Origin of the sequence: Myxococcus sp. CA040A, from assembly GCF_013336725.1 — a bacterium.
GTDB lineage: Bacteria > Myxococcota > Myxococcia > Myxococcales > Myxococcaceae > Myxococcus > Myxococcus llanfairpwllgwyngyllgogerychwyrndrobwllllantysiliogogogochensis.
Genome location: NZ_JABUMR010000002.1, coordinates 277,833 through 293,316, shown reverse-complemented (window position 1 = coordinate 293,316; position 15,484 = coordinate 277,833). Strand labels below are relative to the sequence as shown.

General features: G+C 65.9%; 12 protein-coding genes and 1 pseudogene. 8 read left to right on the top strand and 5 right to left on the bottom strand.

Annotated elements, in window-relative coordinates:
• The first annotated feature begins 1 nt into the window (after window position 1).
• The gene (locus tag HUA75_RS08240; RefSeq protein WP_174486041.1) at window positions 2-367 is read left to right on the top strand and encodes an OmpA family protein; all 366 of its coding nucleotides are present in this window, start codon (window positions 2-4) and stop codon (window positions 365-367) included.
• Window positions 368-686: 319 nt separating this feature from the next.
• Here HUA75_RS08240 and HUA75_RS08235 read toward each other — a convergent pair whose 3' ends face one another.
• Window positions 687-1,040, bottom strand: a complete 354-nt coding sequence (locus tag HUA75_RS08235; protein WP_174486481.1) for a DUF2019 domain-containing protein — start codon at window positions 1,038-1,040, stop codon at window positions 687-689.
• Window positions 1,040-2,218: a hypothetical protein gene (locus HUA75_RS08230; RefSeq protein WP_371746077.1), complete on the bottom strand. Its 1,179-nt coding sequence runs from the start codon at window positions 2,216-2,218 to the stop codon at window positions 1,040-1,042. The genes HUA75_RS08235 and HUA75_RS08230 overlap by 1 nt, the downstream gene beginning before the upstream one ends.
• Before the next feature lie 755 nt (window positions 2,219-2,973).
• Between HUA75_RS08230 and HUA75_RS08225 the strand changes: the two genes are divergently transcribed.
• The 5 genes from HUA75_RS08225 (at window position 2,974) to HUA75_RS08205 (ending at window position 11,087) form a co-directional block, all read left to right on the top strand.
• A complete protein-coding gene (locus HUA75_RS08225) occupies window positions 2,974-3,369 on the top strand; it encodes a hypothetical protein (protein ID WP_141641198.1) in 396 nt (131 codons plus the stop codon).
• Window positions 3,370-3,917: 548 nt separating this feature from the next.
• On the top strand, window positions 3,918-4,319 hold the full coding sequence (locus tag HUA75_RS08220; RefSeq protein ID WP_174486040.1) for a hypothetical protein: 402 nt from the start codon (window positions 3,918-3,920) through the stop codon (window positions 4,317-4,319).
• Between the two features lie 468 nt (window positions 4,320-4,787).
• Complete coding sequence (locus HUA75_RS08215; RefSeq protein WP_174486039.1) at window positions 4,788-6,248, top strand: hypothetical protein; 1,461 nt, start codon at window positions 4,788-4,790, stop codon at window positions 6,246-6,248.
• Between the two features lie 197 nt (window positions 6,249-6,445).
• Window positions 6,446-7,888, top strand: a complete 1,443-nt coding sequence (locus HUA75_RS08210) for a hypothetical protein (RefSeq protein ID WP_174486038.1) — start codon at window positions 6,446-6,448, stop codon at window positions 7,886-7,888.
• Window positions 7,889-8,375: 487 nt separating this feature from the next.
• A complete protein-coding gene (locus HUA75_RS08205; protein ID WP_217445993.1) occupies window positions 8,376-11,087 on the top strand; it encodes a DUF4038 domain-containing protein in 2,712 nt (903 codons plus the stop codon).
• 181 nt (window positions 11,088-11,268) lie between these two features.
• Here HUA75_RS08205 and HUA75_RS08200 read toward each other — a convergent pair whose 3' ends face one another.
• Both HUA75_RS08200 and HUA75_RS46520 read right to left on the bottom strand, forming a co-directional pair.
• Entirely contained in the window at window positions 11,269-11,802 is a 534-nt protein-coding gene (locus HUA75_RS08200; protein WP_141641203.1) for an autotransporter outer membrane beta-barrel domain-containing protein, read from the bottom strand.
• 506 nt (window positions 11,803-12,308) lie between these two features.
• Window positions 12,309-12,461 (bottom strand): annotated as a pseudogene (locus HUA75_RS46520) (acetyl-CoA C-acyltransferase); the annotation flags it as partial.
• A 159-nt stretch (window positions 12,462-12,620) separates the two neighbouring features.
• Here HUA75_RS46520 and HUA75_RS08190 point away from each other — a divergent pair.
• Entirely contained in the window at window positions 12,621-13,712 is a 1,092-nt protein-coding gene (locus HUA75_RS08190; protein ID WP_217445992.1) for a hypothetical protein, read from the top strand.
• A gap of 49 nt (window positions 13,713-13,761) precedes the next feature.
• Here HUA75_RS08190 and HUA75_RS08185 read toward each other — a convergent pair whose 3' ends face one another.
• Entirely contained in the window at window positions 13,762-13,959 is a 198-nt protein-coding gene (locus tag HUA75_RS08185; RefSeq protein WP_174485932.1) for a hypothetical protein, read from the bottom strand.
• Window positions 13,960-14,149: 190 nt separating this feature from the next.
• Here HUA75_RS08185 and HUA75_RS08180 point away from each other — a divergent pair, with 190 nt between their 5' ends.
• The gene (locus tag HUA75_RS08180) at window positions 14,150-15,439 is read left to right on the top strand and encodes a serpin family protein (RefSeq protein WP_141641205.1); all 1,290 of its coding nucleotides are present in this window, start codon (window positions 14,150-14,152) and stop codon (window positions 15,437-15,439) included.
• The last annotated feature ends 45 nt before the right edge of the window (window positions 15,440-15,484 follow it).

Sequence of the window (15,484 nt, the reverse complement as noted above, 5' to 3'; positions counted from 1 at the left end):
CATGACCGAGCCCTCAGACACGGACCTGCTCCCCCTGGCCCTGGAGCCTGTCTATTTCGAGCTCGACTCGACGACGCTGCGTCCCGAGTTCCGTGACACGTTGACGCAGCTCGCGGACGCGCTGCGCAAGAGGCCCCAGGCACGGGTGAACATCACCGGGCACACCTGTGAGCTGGGGACGACGGAGTACAACCTGGCCCTCGGCCAGCGCCGTGCTTCCGTGGTGAGGGATTACCTGCGGCGACTGGGTGTGGAGCCTGCGCGGTTGTCGACGCTGTCATTTGGAGAGGACCGGCCGCTGTCGACGACGGAGCTGGAGGAGAACCGGCGCGCGGAGCTGATGGTTTCGACGGAGTGGATGAACTGAGCTGGGGGCTTGGGCGGGCTTGTCGCCCATATCCAGGCAGGGTCGCCTTGCCTCGCGATTTTCCTGGGACTTTGGACCTCCGCCATCCCGCCCCGTCCCGTCCCGCCAGATTCCCCCAGGAAGGGGCTCTATGGGGGCAATGGGCATGTCCCCTTCTAGCGCTCGAACCCGCCCGCGTTGTGGAGCCGGAGGGAGGGCGACTCGGGTCCCCCACTCTTCTACGGTCGGGGCTGAAACGGCTTCAATTGTCCAGCTCGGTCCAGCAAGCTCTCGTACCGCTCAGCGAGCGCCACATGCGCCGGGTGCCACGCTGCTGATGCTATTCTGGGTCCAGTGCCCAGGTTCCTTCCTCCCACCGCTTGAGGGCTTCCTGTGCCTCAAATGGAATGAGCCCCTCGCCCATTGCAGCCTCTTCGAGAATGGCCTTGGCTTCCGCCGTCTTGTGGCGGAGCAGGAGAGCAGCAGCAGCGGTTCTCACGTCCATCCGTGGATCAGCGAAGAGCGTTGCCAGTGCATCGCGGCCCGCGTCGCCGTGTGCCCTGAGACGATCAAACGCCGCGAGAGATTTGTCCGCATGCTTGTTCCCGGTTCTCGCGTCTCCACGCATGACCGCCTCGGTCTGCGCGACAGTGTGGTGCGCAAACTCCCCAACCAGTTTTCCAAGCTCGTCCATCACCAAGCGCCTTTCCGGACGTTGTCGAGAGCCCGCAACCCGAAATCCCTTTGAGCCTCGAACGACTGACTACGCAACCAGTCTCGTACAGTCATCGTCCTAGACCCAGTCACTCGATACCGAATCGACGAATAGAACGCGCTGACCTTGGTGTGAAGATCCTTGTCAAGCGCGACGATGTTCTCCGTGTTGTGGATCGACTTCGGGCCGAACCGCGCCACGTTGCCATCCGTCTGCTCGACGATGTGATGCCACTCCTTCCCTGGTCCCGCTGGTCCCATCGCCCGCTTGAAGGACTTGAACGACGAGTAAGCTTTCCCGCCAGTGGGCGATGTCGAACCTGAACTGCCCCCTTCGCCCGCTCGCTGGAGGATGATAGCCGCTCCCGGCCCGCCACTCAGCACCGCCGCCGCGTGTCCCACCGGCACCACAACACGTTCCATCGCGAGCGCGCCCTGGGCCGAGAGCGACAGAACCGGCACTTCCGCCATAGCGAGCGCCGCACCTTGAAACGCGCGCGTTGTGGCAGACACCGTGCCCCACGTGGCGATGATGTTCGTCACCAGCTTGGAGACGGCCTGAATCTGCTCGCCGCGCGTCATGGACTGGAAGCGTTCCAGGTACTCAGGCGACGAAGCCAGCAGCGCAGCCACGGCAACAGGCATCTGTCGGAGCGCCGCGAGGTTGTCAGCGGGCGACATCGAGAAGAACTGCCCCACCGCCAGAGCCAGCCCGACGAATGCCTCTTCGGCCCCATCCAGCGTGCGGCTGATGACGTCGGCATCGTCGTGGACATCCGCGATTGCGAAGCCGTTGACCTCCCTCAGCTCGTCGTCCAGCAAACGGAAGACGCCCGTGCGCCCATTGTAGAAGCGACCCAGCTCGAAGCCGTGCGCGCGGAAGGTTCCATCTTTCCACTCCACTGGAGCCACTCGCTGCTGCGTCAGGCCACTGCGCACCCAGGCCAGGCACCCGTCAGGCCGGAGCACTGCCAGATGATTGAAGCGCTCGGCTCGCCGCACCAACTCGGCGCGCGACACCTCGCCCGCGTCCAGCACCTCACGCAGCATGAAGCCCACCGCGACTCGGGCCGGAAACTGCCCCAGCGTCACGTCCTTGCCCGTCAGCGCCTCCAGCAGCCGCGCTGCATGTGTCGGCGTGAGCGAACTGCCTGCCACGGGACGCTCGTCTCGGTCCTCCAGCCCCGCGTCGCGAAGCAACGCATCGAACGCATCGCTCCTCTGTCCTCGGGAATGCCGAGCCTCCGTTTCCCCTTCCCCGAGGAGTGCGGAACGCTGCTGGAAAGTGCGCCTGCGCGTCGAGGGTTCAACGCCAGCGCATCCCGTGACGAAGAGAACGGCGCACAGTATCCAGCGGACAGCACGCATTCCGCACCCCCATGCCTCTCTTCAAGGAAGGCAAGTGGGCTCAATGCTGGCATTCCTGTCTGACAAGATGGCAGGTAACCGACAGCGCGGCGGAATCTTACAACGTCACCCAGACATGCCTCGAAGCGGAACCTGTCCACGCGGATGAGACAGAGCATTCGTGAGATGACTGCGCGGCCTGCTGTGAGGTGGAGAGCCGCGCGGTGTCGTTTATACAGACAGTGTTCGGCAGCGCCTGAGGTTTGGGAGGGCCGCGTGGAAAGCGCTCGGGGGGTCCACCGACGCGGGTGACGCTCACACGCCACCGTGGTTCGGGGTGACGCGCGGGACTCGAGGAGGACCCGGGGCCGCCAGGGCATCCGCGGCCCCATGTTCCCGGTGTTCTCCCATGTCCATTGGAGTTGCGCGGATCGCCCGGCTTTTCGGGCTTGAATCCGAGTACTCGAACGCGGGCGAGGAACCCGTTAGGGTGCGCCGCCATGCGATGCGACCACTGCTCCCGGTCCGAGACGACGGTCTTTGTTGAGCTGCACCACAACGTAGGCATGTTGTTCGCGCGTCGCTCCCATACGACGGCCGCCGACCTGTGCCGGGCGTGTCTGGGCAAGGCGTTCTGGCACCACACGCTGCGCAACGTCACCCTGGGCTGGTGGGGCACGATTTCCTTCTTCGTGACCTGGTACTACCTGCTGTCCAACATCGTCACCTACGTGCAGGCCCGCGCGGAGATGGGGCGCTCGCGCCGGCGCGCGGCGCCCGTCGTCAAGGAAGCCCGTGGCGCGGACGCGCTGCGAATCCTCCAGCCCTTCGAGCACAACATCCGCATGCAGCTGCGCATGGGAGATGACCCCTCCGCCATCGCGCGCGACATGGCGCGACTGCATGGCGTGGAGGCCTCCGCCGCCCAGGCCTACGTGGAGCAGCTCCGCGCCGCCGCTTGAGGCACGGAGCCGCCAAGGGCGACTCCGCACGCTCTTGAATCAAGACCAGCCCCCCTGTTGGCACAATCACTGCCTCGGAGGGGCACGGCTGTCGGGTTCCAAACAGACGCCATGGGAATGCCCAGGGCCCGGACGTGCCACTCATTAAGATGCAAACCGATTGCATGACGGCGGTCGGAACGGCATGCAAGGGCAGGCTGCTTTGCATGAAGTCGATTCAGGCTCGAGGCGGCCCCCGTTTCCGACAAGGCCTCTTCGAGCCCGAGAGGACTCGTATGCATCAATCAAACAGGCCTTCGATGAACAGGCGGAGCTTTCTTCGCGCGGGCGCGGTGTTGGGCATGGGCGCCAGCGGGATTCTCCCCGTGCGGCCGTCCAATGCATGGGGCGCCGAGGGGAGTGACCTCCCGGCCCCAACCGGGCCCTACGGCGTCCCCCCTTCGCCCGGACGCGGCTATCAGACGCGCCCACGGATTGATCTCAATCCGTTCAACACCGTGTACGAACCTCCAGGCATCATCCAGGGCGTTCCTCCGGCGAGCCCAGACTTGATGACCCAGCCGCGGGTTGTCTCGTTGGATGGCGAAACCAAGGCAAGCAACCGGCAGGTACGTTTTCGCAACACCTACGGTTCATTCCTCTGGATTTGCATCGCGTTCCCCGCCGCCGCCAACTGTGGGGGCTCGCTGGGGGGGCACCTGACACGCGGGTGGTGGGGAATCGGCCTGAATCAGGAGGTCCATGTCCTCACGACGCAGGAATCGTGGGTCTACTTCATGGCCGAGGCCGATGATGGAGCAGGCTGGGGCGGGGACGCGCTCACCGCGTGTATCCCTGGCGACGGGAGGGCTTTCGACCACTGCAAGGAAACTTGCCTGTTTGGCGACCGAAGGGTCGGGATGAGGGCGAGGACCTTCTCGGCCGACGTTGTCATCACCCTGGGCCGGTGATGGCGCACCACCGGGCATCCCGCGACAGTCCACCCTTGGGCGTCAGGCACCCTGGGGTGGACGCAGCAGCACCTTGAGGAAGCAGACCCTCGGGCGCCCGGACCGCATCCAGGAGCGCGGTCCGTGCCCGCGCGAAATCTCCCAGTTGGAAGAACATGTCACCGATGGCCGTGCAGACCCACGTGGTGGCCTCTTGGTCCAGCCACGGCTCGGGGAGCAGTTGGAACTTGGTCTTGAAGGACCGCAGCGCCGCCTCGGGTCCCCCTCCTCCGCGAGTGCGTCTCCCTCCGCGCAGAGCGCATGGATGCGCTCGTGAATCGAGCAGGGACATGCGGGCGACGGTGGCGCGGTTACATCCCAGTGACATCAACCTCTTCGAATCACGATAGGGAGACGAGGCCAGCCCGATCGCTGGCCGGGCGCTGCCGGCATACCGCGCCCCGTATCGACTCATACGAGGGGAACATCATGGGGCGCATCTATACCGGGCTGGTCCTGTCCGCACTCTGGGGAGCGGGCTGCGGCGATACGACGGAGCCCGTGGCGACGGAGCCCATCGAGCGCCACGTGGACGGCTCACGGCTCAAGGCCCAGGTCATCTCCACGAGCGATGGCCTGCGCTGGTTCCAACGGGTCTACGACAGCCAGCGACAGGCAACGTGTTTCTGGCAGAAGGCCGCGCCCGATGGTGCCTACTACTGTGTGGACGACGGCGTGGGCCTGGTGTCCCGGGGTGGCTCGCATTTCAGCCACGACGATGAATACACCGACGCCGAGTGCACCGACCCGCTCGCCGACCTCTTCCAGACGCCGGGGCCGAACACCTTCATCAGGAGGTCAGATGACCCCTGCGAAGGGCTGCAACGCTTCCACTCCGTGGGGGAGCCCTGGACGGGGGCCTTCTACCGCCGGAACCAGGACGGGGACTGCGTCCGGGAACCGCTGGGCCACTCCACCCACTACCGGATAGGCCCCGAGCTGGTGACCGGCGACCACTTCGTTCGAGGGACCCTGCGGGAGAAACAGAGTGGCGGGGGCATCAAGGCCTACGTCATCGCGGGCGAGGATGGGTCGGAGACCTTCGAGACGCTCCAGGACATCACCCACGACACAAACTGCGTCGTCAACCGGGCGCGTGACGGGAAGCTTCGATGCCTTCCGAGCAGCGAACCCAGGGGCTGGCTCGCCTCCGTCTCGGTGGACCCGACATGCACAGAGCCCGCGCTCACGACGTTCACCCCCCGCGCCTGCACCCCGCCTCGATTCTCGCTGATGAGCGACGGGGACGATGCGTGCTCTCCGAACTTGAAGGTCATCGCGGTTGGAGAGGAAGTCACCCAGGTCTACGCGCCCGCCAGTGCAGTCGACCCCACGTGCCGGCCGCTCACACCTGGGTCACGGGAGGGCCGCTACTACCTGGCGGGCGCGGAGCTTCCCGCCACGAGCTGGCCCGAGGCGAAGGAGGTCGACCTCAAGGTGCATGGCCGACTCATCGTGCGCGGCGCGGAGGTGGCAGGGGCGGTGAAGGTTCCCGCCAAGCTCTTCGACACACAGTTGGGGACGGAGTGCTTCTTCAATCCAGACCCCTCGGGCACGGAACGCTGCTTCCCCGCGGGCCACGGCATCGACCTCAAGCTCGGATACTTCGCGGATGCCGCATGCACGACGCGGGTGTCCCCTGTCTTCCCCGCGCCCTGCACTGTCGGCGGGTACGCCGTCTTCGTGGACTTCGCCCAGGGCCCTTGGCTGCGGTACCGCGCCTTCCATCTGGGCCCCCAGCACGAAGGCCCCGTCTATGTCGTCCAGGCGGACGGTGCCCAAGCGGGAAGGTGCGCGGAGCTGGAGGGGCCGACGCCCGCGTCCGTGTATGAGGTTGGGGCGGAAATCGAGGCGACCTCGCTCGTCGAGGGGACTGAATCGATGAATTGAGGGATGCCGACTTCAGGCTCGGGGAGGCCGTTGCCTTCCGCACGGAAGTCAAGAAGAGGCCCCTGTTGGTTGGCCATCACGCCCGGCGGGTTGCCATCACCTCTCCTCGGCACGATAAAGGACGGATGCCGGCTCGAGCGCTGGCTGGGCGCGGCCGTCATGCCACGCCCTGTATCGACTCATTCGAGGAGAACATCATGGGGCGCATCTATACCGGGCTGGTCCTGGCCGCACTCTGGGGAGCGGGCTGCGGTGATACGACGGCGCCCGTGGCGACGGAGCCCATCGAGCGCCACGTGGACGGCTCACGGCTCAAGGCCAGGGTCCTCTCCACGAGCGATGGCTTGCGCTGGTTCAAGCAGCTCTATGACAGCCAGTTCCAGACGCCCTGTACCTGGCAGAAAGCGGCGCCCGATGGGGCCTACTACTGCGTAGCCTCCGACACGGGCAACATCACGGACGCCGAGGACAGCCGCCTCCAGGGCTACACCGACGCCAACTGCTCCATCCCCCTCGCCTACTTCTCCAGCCCACCGGGCCTCAACACCCTCATCTCGAGGACGGATGGCACCTGTGATGGGCTTCAACGCTTCCACACCGTGGGGGAGGCCTGGAGTGAGAGCTACTTCCAGCGGGACTACAACGGAGATTGCGTTCGGGAAGTGAGATACGCCGCCTACCTCTACCGGGTGGGACCCGAGGTGGCCGCCAGCGACTACCTCGTTCGTGGCGTCCTTCAGGAGAAGCAGAGCGGCAGGGGCATCAAGGCCTACACCATCAAGGGCGAGGATGGCTCGGAGAGCTTCCAGTCGCTCCAAGACACCACCCGCGATACGGAATGCACCGTTCGGTTGGCGCGTGACGGGACACTTCGCTGCTTGCCGTCGGGTGAGTCGACAGGCGCGAGCGCCTCCGCCTCGGTAGACCCGGCGTGCACCGAACCTGCATTCGCGACGACCTCCTACCTCTTCTGCACCGCGCCGCGCTTCGCTGTGTATGCCAATCCGGAAGAGACGTGCCCTTCGGGTCTGCATGTCGTGGCTGTCGGCGAGGAAGTCAGCCAGGTCTATGGTTCCCTCGGTGAAAACAACCCCGGGTGCCAGCCTCGGCCGCCTCAGCCACGGTACGTCCGCTACTACCGGGCTGGCGCGGAGCTTCCCGCCAGGAATTGGGTCGAGGCGAAGGAGGTCGACCTCAAGACCCATGGCCGACTCACCGTGCGCGGCGTGGAGCTGGGAGGGGCCGTGAAGGTGCCCACCCAGATTGTCGATACGCAATTGGAGACGCGGTGTACGTTCAGGTCGGACCCCGCGGGCACGCTTCGCTGCTATCCAAGCCAACACTTGATCAACCTTGAGCCCGGATATTTCGCGGATGCCGCATGCACGACACCGGTGTCCCATGTCTACCCTGAGTCCTGCACCGTCGGCGCTTACGCCGTCTACATTGACGAATCGCAGGGCTTTCCTGGAAAGAATCGTGCCTTCCATCTAGGCCCCAAGCACGAAGGCCCCGTCTACGGCAGAAATCTGGCCGGCCAGTGCTTGACGTGGCGTTTCACTCCGTCGGAGCCCTTGTATGTGGTTGGGGCGGAGATCGATGTGACGTCGCTGGTCCAGGGCACTGATTCGATGGAGTAACAGGCACCTGTGAGAAGCGCGGGCCCTCGGTGCGCTGGAGCGGCTGTCACGAGCGGAGGACGGCCGCATCGCCTATCGGATGAAGCGCCCACTGCCGGACGGCACCACGCATGGGGCGGCCCTCGGTCGCGCGTCACCGCGCAGGACTTGTCCGGGGGGCCCCGCCGCTGAAAAACACCCCGTAAAGTTCCAGGAAAGTCTGGCGGGCCTCATGCGTAGAGCCCCCACACTCTCGACGAAGGTGTTGCGCGAATGCGGTTCGACAGGAAGGTCATCGACGCCTGCCAGGTGATTCCCTCCGTGCCGACCTCCAGAGGAGCGTGGGCCGCACTCACCGCACGATGAGCACCACGGCTTGGACGACCCCTCGTCCAGTCGTGATGCCCCTCCGCGATTTCGCGGGGGTTCCTTCCCGGTTCGCGCACGACAGGGTGCCTCATTCCAGCCGCGAAGCCGGTTCGCTGGCTGGGTTACTCGGAGTTGTTTCATGAGCTCATGGACATGCAGTCCCAATGACGTTGGCGTTTCTGAATCGGGCCGCCCTGCCCTCCTTCTACGGATGGCCCTGCTCGGCGCCATCTGCTCGGTGATGACAGCCTGTTCGGCGCAGGTCGAAGCTTCAGGCGACGCCGTTGCGCTCGACACCACGGGCCAGAAGAGCATCGGACCGACCTTCACCTTCCCGCTGAAGGTCAGCGCCAACCACCGCTACCTGGTCGACCAGAACAACGTCCCGTTCCTCGTGAACGGATTCAATCCCCAATCCATCGTCACCGGAGTCGACCCCGCAGACTTCAATACCATCTTCGCCACGAAGGCCAGCCAGGGTGTCAACGCCGCGGATGTCTGGTTGATTCAGGACTACTCCAAACCTGACTCCTCCACCTGGGACGGCATCAAGCCCTTCACCGGGACGCTCACCCAGACTTGCGACTATGGCCCTTGCTGGGACTTGAGCACGCCGAACGAGGCCTACTTCGCCCGGGTCGATGCCCTGGTGGCGGCCGCCAACCAGAACAACATCGTGCTCTTCACGACGCCCATCGACGGGCCCGTCGGCTTCCACGAGACCCTCGTCGCGAATGGAACGACACGGGCGAACCAGTACGGCCAGTATCTCGGCAACCGCTACAAGAACCACCACAACATCGTCTGGTGGATGGGCGGCGACTACTTCGATGTCGACGTCAATGACAAGGCGCGCATGGCCGCGGTGGCGAGCGGCATCAAGAGCACGGACAACGTCAAGCCGAAGCTCTTCGTGCTCCAGCTCGCCCCCACCACCGGGACCAGCTCCCTTGATGGCGACTGGTCGGTGTGGGGAGGACTTGTCACCCTCAGCGGCGTCTACAACTACAACGCGGCCTACTACAAACAGCACGTCGACTATGGGCGAACCCTGCCGGCGATCATGCCCAGCTTCCTGATGGAGCCCAAGTATGAAGACGAAGGCGTGACTGGGCGAGACACCCGGAAGGTGGCCTGGTGGTCCATCACCTCCGGCTCCGTTGGCACTCTCTACGGGGCGTCCCATGAGTGGCAGCTGGGGGCGCCGTTCCCCAACAAGTCCCTGCTCAACAACCCGACGCACCCAGGCGCCCTCTTCATGCAGCACTTGCGGACCTTCTTCGATGGTCCCAGTGGGTTCAACTGGTGGGACCTGGTCCCCGACCGAGGGCCTTGTGACCCGGTCAACGGGAGCACCATCGTGACCCAGGGCATGTGCACCAGCGGGAGCAACAGCACCAGCTGCTATGGCAACAACGCCGTCCGGACCAACTATTACGCGACGACCGCGCGGACCTCCAACGGGTCGGCGGTGGTCATCTACATCCCGTCGTCCCGCACCGTCCGCGTGGACATGACGAAGCTGTGCGGCACCTCCACGGTCAAATGGTTCAACCCCACCAACGGTGCGTACACGACCGTCGGCACCAGTTTCGCCAACACCGGGACCCAGGACTTCACCACGCCTCCGTGGACCACGAGCCACCAGTCGAACTGCGACGACGCGGCTCCGCAGTCCACCACCTGCAACGACTGGGTTCTCACGCTCAACACCAATGCCCCATGCAGCGGCGCCGTGGCGCCGACCACGACCACCTCGGCGGCCAGCAATGTCGGCGCATCAGGCGCCTCGCTCAACGGCTCGGCCAACCCCCATGGAGCGCAGAGCACGGGCTGGTTCCGGTACAGCTCCACCCACCCCGGCAGCTGCGACGACACCTTTGGAACTCGCGCTCCCGCCACCGGTGGCGTGAGCCTGGGCAGCGGCGGCTCGACGCTCACGTACACCCAGCCGGTGACGGGGCTCGCGGCGAGCACCACGTACTACTTCTGCGCCATCGCCAGCAATCCGGTGGGAGTGACGCCCGCGAGCGCGGTGCTGTCGTTCACCACTTCGGCCCCGGGAGCCGCTCCAACCGTCGTCACCTCGGATGCGACCAGCGTCACTTCGAGCAGCACCACGTTGAACGGGGCGGGCACCCCCAATGGTGCCGCGACCACCGGCTGGTTCCGCTACAGCGCGACCCATCCCGGAAGCTGCAACGACACCTTCGGGACCCGCGCCCCGACCAGCGGCGGCGTCAGCCTTGGCGGCGGAAGCACCCCGGTCACCTTCAATCAGCCCCTCACCGGCCTGACGTCTGGCACCACGTACTACTTCTGCGCGCTCGCCAGCAGCACCGACGGCACCGGCACAGGTCAGGTGAACTCGTTCGTGACCAGCTCGAGTTCGTCAATCACCATCGGTGAGACGAACATCCTGTCGGGCACGGACTCGGGCCTCGCGGATCTGCTGGTCGGCAACCAGGTTGCGCTGACACAAACGGCCACGCTCCAGACCTTGAGAATCAACGTCAAGGCCGTGGGGACCTCGACTGGCAACCTGACCCTGGCCGTCTATGACAGCCTCGCGGGTGGCGCGCCCGGCAGCCTCAAGGCGACGACAACGTCGTTCGTCCCCGTGGTCGGGTGGAACACCGTCAACGTCGTCACGCCGGTCTCCCTCCCGGCGGGTACCTATTGGCTCGTGGTGGGGTTGAACAGCGGCAGCACCGTCCTTGCCTATATCAACGGGTCGGGGACCGAGCGTTGGGTCAGCAGGACGTACGGCGCGATGCCTGTCACCTTCCCCACCACCGGCGTGACGCAGGGCTCAGGCCACTACTCGTTCAACGCGACGCTCACACCGTAGCGCCGCCGCGTTCTGGACGCGGGGGCGTAGCGGCACATCCGTCGAGGAGCGCCCGGCGAGGCTCCTCGACTTCGGAATCGACTACGAAGCGTCGCGACGAGCCTCGCGGCCTCAAGGTCGTCATCGAAGGTGCCCGCGTCCCACCCCCGAGCCCTCCGGGCCTGAAGCCGCCGCCCGAGCGCTACAGTCGCGCCTGGAGCCGTACGCCGGGCATCACCCAGAACTCCAGGTCGGAGTTGGCGGGCATCGATGACGATGGGTAGCCGTCCGTTTTCATGGAGCGCCAGAAGTATGAGGACATGCTGCCCGTGACGTAGGGGCCCACGAGGAAGCGGCCGGCGAACGAGAAGTCGAGGCCGGCCTCGAGCCGCATGAGCTCGAATCCCGACTCGACGGTTGAAGTGTCCCCATACGCGAGGTGCTCATTCTGCATGTGACGCTGATAGCCCACGCCCGCCCCCAGCCAGGGGCTCCAGGGACTCTCCGGCGCGAACTGGTACTGCAGGCCCACGCCCAGGCGCAGCACGCCGCCGCGACACGACTCCTCCGAGCAGAAGCGCGAGTACCGCCCCACCCCGTACTGGCCATACAGGCCGAGGGAGAGGTGGGACGAGAAGAACCACGAGACATCCACCTGGGGCGCGATGAGACCCTCGAGGCCCATGGCCAGCCCCGAGGCCTCGGAGACCTTCTTCTTCGGGATGCCATAGGCCATCCGAACGCCCAGCCCCAGGTGAGAACCATCGGACAGCTGTGACGGAGCGGAGGCGTCCTGCGCGGCGGCACGCGGGCCCACGAGCGCGAGACAGCACAAGGCGAGCCCGAGGAACGGGCGACAAGAGCGAAGTGACAGGGAAAGGTCGGGCATGGGCAAGCGGAGGCAACTCCAAACAGGCACCCCGGCCGGGCCGCCGGCATCTCACGCGAACGCGTGCATCAATGCAAGCCAATACAGGCTCACGAATTTCTGAGGGGCGCCTGAGCCCCCGCGTGAACAGCCATGCGGCGGCGATGCAGGCACTGGGCATCGGGCCGGAGGTGCGCACCCAGCGCGGGCAGCAGGTGACGGCGATACCGGCCCCACGCTCGCGCTCACCATCGCGACGGACAGACGCGCCCGGAGTCCATCGCCGGCTTCGTCCGCCAGGACCAGGTGGAGGCAGGGGTGGGCTGGCTGCGAACGCACCTCGATGTGGCCGAAGGAGCGTCGCTCCGCCTGACTCAGAGCGCCCCGACGAACACTGAGTTGCCCTGCCCTCCTCCGATGAGGGCCGCCGCGATGCCGTACCGGCCACCGCGCCACGCGAGCTCGTAGACCAGCGTCAGGGAGAGATGAGCCCTCGCGGCGCCCGGCGGATAACCAACCGCGAGCGCACCGCCGTTGACATATCAGACAGCCCACGGCCGCGCCCCGGTGAGAGCCAGGACGCGGCGCGGGCCTCTCGCGCCTGAGATTGGTGAGGAGAATCCGGGGGATTTCCCGTTCCAGGGAGTGACGGCGAATGGACGCCGTCGCCTACTGGAGCCTCCACCTTGAAATCATCCGTGTCCTTTCTCGCGCTGGCGCTCGCCAGCGCCGTCTGCCTCGTGGGCGTGACTCCCGCGCACGCCGAGCTGCCCCGGACTCCCCTCCCTGGTGAGCTGGCCCGCGTCGGAGACGCGGACAGCGCTGTCATCTGGCTGGCGGGCCAGAACGGTGACGTCGGCATGGCCGTCGTCGCGAAGTTCCCGCATCGCCCGCTCGTGGCGCCCCGCTTCTTCCTGAAGCACTCGGCGGAGGAGGTGTTCCTGGCCGTGGCGCCCGACTCCCAGCCCCTGCCGGCGGCCCTGCGGAGCCGCGAGAGCCTCACGCGCACCTCCTCGCAGAGAGAGCAGCTCCGGCGGGACAACGCGGCCGAGCTCGCCACGCTGCCAGAATCCTTCGCCGAGCAATCCTCCTCCCTGGCGGGGAGCTGCACGGCGCAGCAAAGAACCTGGGCCGCATCCATCTATGGTGACCCCACGTGCGGGCAGCCTCCGGCAGGCAATCCCGTCTTCACCGCCACCGTGAGCGACTACTACTGCGAGGGCTGCGAGAACCCGCTCGGCAGCGACGAGCCCAGCGCATGCACGCCGGCCCTTCTCCCTTGCGACAGGGTCCGCCGCAATTCAACTAGCGTTCGTCTGCGCACCACCAGTTGGAATGGCCCGGTGACGTTCCAGCATTCGGGGCACTCAATGCACTTCGCGGTGCATAACTGCAGTGGAAACGGGCCTGTGACTTTCAACTTCAGCCGCGCCGGCTGGTCAGGCAGCGGCAGCGTCCAGCTCGACCCCCTGGAGATGTGGAACATCAGGGCAGGGGATTTCTCTGCCGCCAACGCAGCGAAGAAGGTGACCATGGGCCAGTGGACCGTGGGCCGGCCCGAAAGCGGCTCCACCTATGACTTCAACGCCATGTCGGTGGATGCCAATTCGGGCGCGACGGATGCCATTACCGCGTGTGGGGACATCATCACCAAGTACAGCATGGAGGACCTCACCATTCCCGCCTGCCACGGCAATGCCGATGTCGCGCTCTGCAATGGAACAAACTGCAACAACGCCTGCTTCCATTGCTACGGGCCAAACGGCTGCCCCAACTAAGTGGCCTTTTGTACCGCACTGGATTGTTGAGACACCAGGCTGGTCGTAATCAGGCAGCTTGCTTCAGCATCAGCCCCCGCCGGGCCTGACCCGGCGAGAGGAAGCCGTAGTGATTCAGGAGCCAGTGCTCGGTGGACCGGCGGGCCCACTCCAACAGGGCCCGCCGGAGTTCCTCCACGGTGGAGAGGGTCCGAATCCAGAGCAACTCCTCCTTGAGGGTGCGGATGAATCGTTCGGCTCCCCGCATCAGCCATCACCCTCAACTTCGGTGAAACAGCAGCCACGGGATTTCCATCAAGAGGCGGGGACCTGTCCTCGAAAATCCGAGGAGCGCCGTCCCGCGCTGGGTGCAACCCATTGAAATCCCAGGCCGGAAGGATGCGCATGGCGCTTGCTTCTCAGGGCATTCCGCCGCACTCCGAAAGGACTGGACCCCGATGTCGTCGACCCCGCTGAAGGCTTGTGTATTCACCGCGCTGTTGGGATTGGCTGCCTGCCACTCCGACGTCCAGACGCCCATGGAGGACGAGACTCCGGCTCCCGGGGAGCTGGTGGCCTCCAACAAGGAACGGGTGGCGGCGCCTGTCGTCTCCGACGCCGACTTCGCCTCGCTCGTCGCGAGCAACACCGACTTCGGCGTGGCCATGTACCGGCAGGTGGACAAGCCCGGAGAGAATGTCGTCCTGTCTCCGCTCAGCCTCACCCGGGCCTTCAGTATGGTGTACGCCGGAGCGCGCGGTGACACCTCGGCGCAGATGGCGCGGGCACTCGGCTTCACGTTGCCTCAGGAGCGGCTGCATCCCGCGCTCAACCGATTGGACCTGGCACTCCAGGCCCAGGCGGGCCAGTCTCATGGCGACACCGGTGATGCGCCGACCTTCCGCACGGTGAATGCCCTGTGGAGCCAGCAGGGCTATCCCCTGGAGGCGTCCTACCTGGATGTGCTCGCCGAGCACCATGGCGCGGGTCTGCGCGCGGTGGACTTCGCCGCGGACGCGGACGGCGTGCGTCGCTCCATCAACGACTGGGTCTCCGGCAAGACGAACGGGCGCATCCAGGACCTGATTCCCGAGGGCGAGGTGCGTCCGGACACGCGCCTGGTCCTGGCCAATGCCCTGTACTTCAAGGGGAGCTGGCGTGCGCCGTTCATGCCCCAGGGGACCCGCTCGGAGCCCTTCCACGGGCTGGACGGAGCCACGACCCCTGTCCCCACGATGAGCACCTCCTGGCTCTTCCCCGTCGCGTCAGGTGATGGCTATGAAGCCATCGCGCTTCCGTACACGGGCCGCGCCTTCCGCATGCTCCTGGTCATTCCCGATGCGAATCGCTTCCAAGACGTGGCGCAGCGCCTGTCCGCCGCCTTCCTGGATACCGTGCGCGCGCAATTGAGGAACCAGCACGTGATGCTGAGCATGCCTCGCTTCGAAGTGAGCCAGTCGCTCTCCGTCGTCGACGCACTGAAGGCGCTGGGCATGGTGGATGCCTTCAGCACCCAGGCGGACCTGTCTGGCATCACCCGGCAGGAGCGGTTGATGCTCAGCGGCGCGCAACACCAGACCTTCGTGGCCGTGGACGAGCGCGGCACCGAGGCCGCCGCCGCCACCGCCATCGAGGGCGTCCCCGTGTCCCTCCCGCCGGAGTTCCGGGTGGACCGCCCGTTCTTCTTCTTCATTGAAGAGGTGGAGACGAAGAGCGTGCTCTTCCTGGGGCGAATCGTCAGTCCCTGAGGGACGCCGGACGACCCGCCCTGGCGGAGTCCAGCCGGTCGCGCC

Excerpts from the sequence above, each read along its gene's own strand:
- HUA75_RS08240 (WP_174486041.1), top strand. The coding sequence starts at position 2 with ATGACCGAGCCCTCAGACACGGACCTGCTCCCCCTGGCCCTGGAGCCT.
- HUA75_RS08235 (WP_174486481.1), bottom strand. The coding sequence starts at position 1,040 with ATGGACGAGCTTGGAAAACTGGTTGGGGAGTTTGCGCACCACACTGTC.
- HUA75_RS08225 (WP_141641198.1), top strand. The coding sequence starts at position 2,974 with ATGTTGTTCGCGCGTCGCTCCCATACGACGGCCGCCGACCTGTGCCGG.
- HUA75_RS08215 (WP_174486039.1), top strand. The coding sequence starts at position 4,788 with ATGGGGCGCATCTATACCGGGCTGGTCCTGTCCGCACTCTGGGGAGCG.
- HUA75_RS08210 (WP_174486038.1), top strand. The coding sequence starts at position 6,446 with ATGGGGCGCATCTATACCGGGCTGGTCCTGGCCGCACTCTGGGGAGCG.
- HUA75_RS08205 (WP_217445993.1), top strand. The coding sequence starts at position 8,376 with ATGAGCTCATGGACATGCAGTCCCAATGACGTTGGCGTTTCTGAATCG.
- HUA75_RS08200 (WP_141641203.1), bottom strand. The coding sequence starts at position 11,802 with ATGGCCTATGGCATCCCGAAGAAGAAGGTCTCCGAGGCCTCGGGGCTG.
- HUA75_RS08185 (WP_174485932.1), bottom strand. The coding sequence starts at position 13,959 with ATGCGGGGAGCCGAACGATTCATCCGCACCCTCAAGGAGGAGTTGCTC.
- HUA75_RS08180 (WP_141641205.1), top strand. The coding sequence starts at position 14,150 with ATGTCGTCGACCCCGCTGAAGGCTTGTGTATTCACCGCGCTGTTGGGA.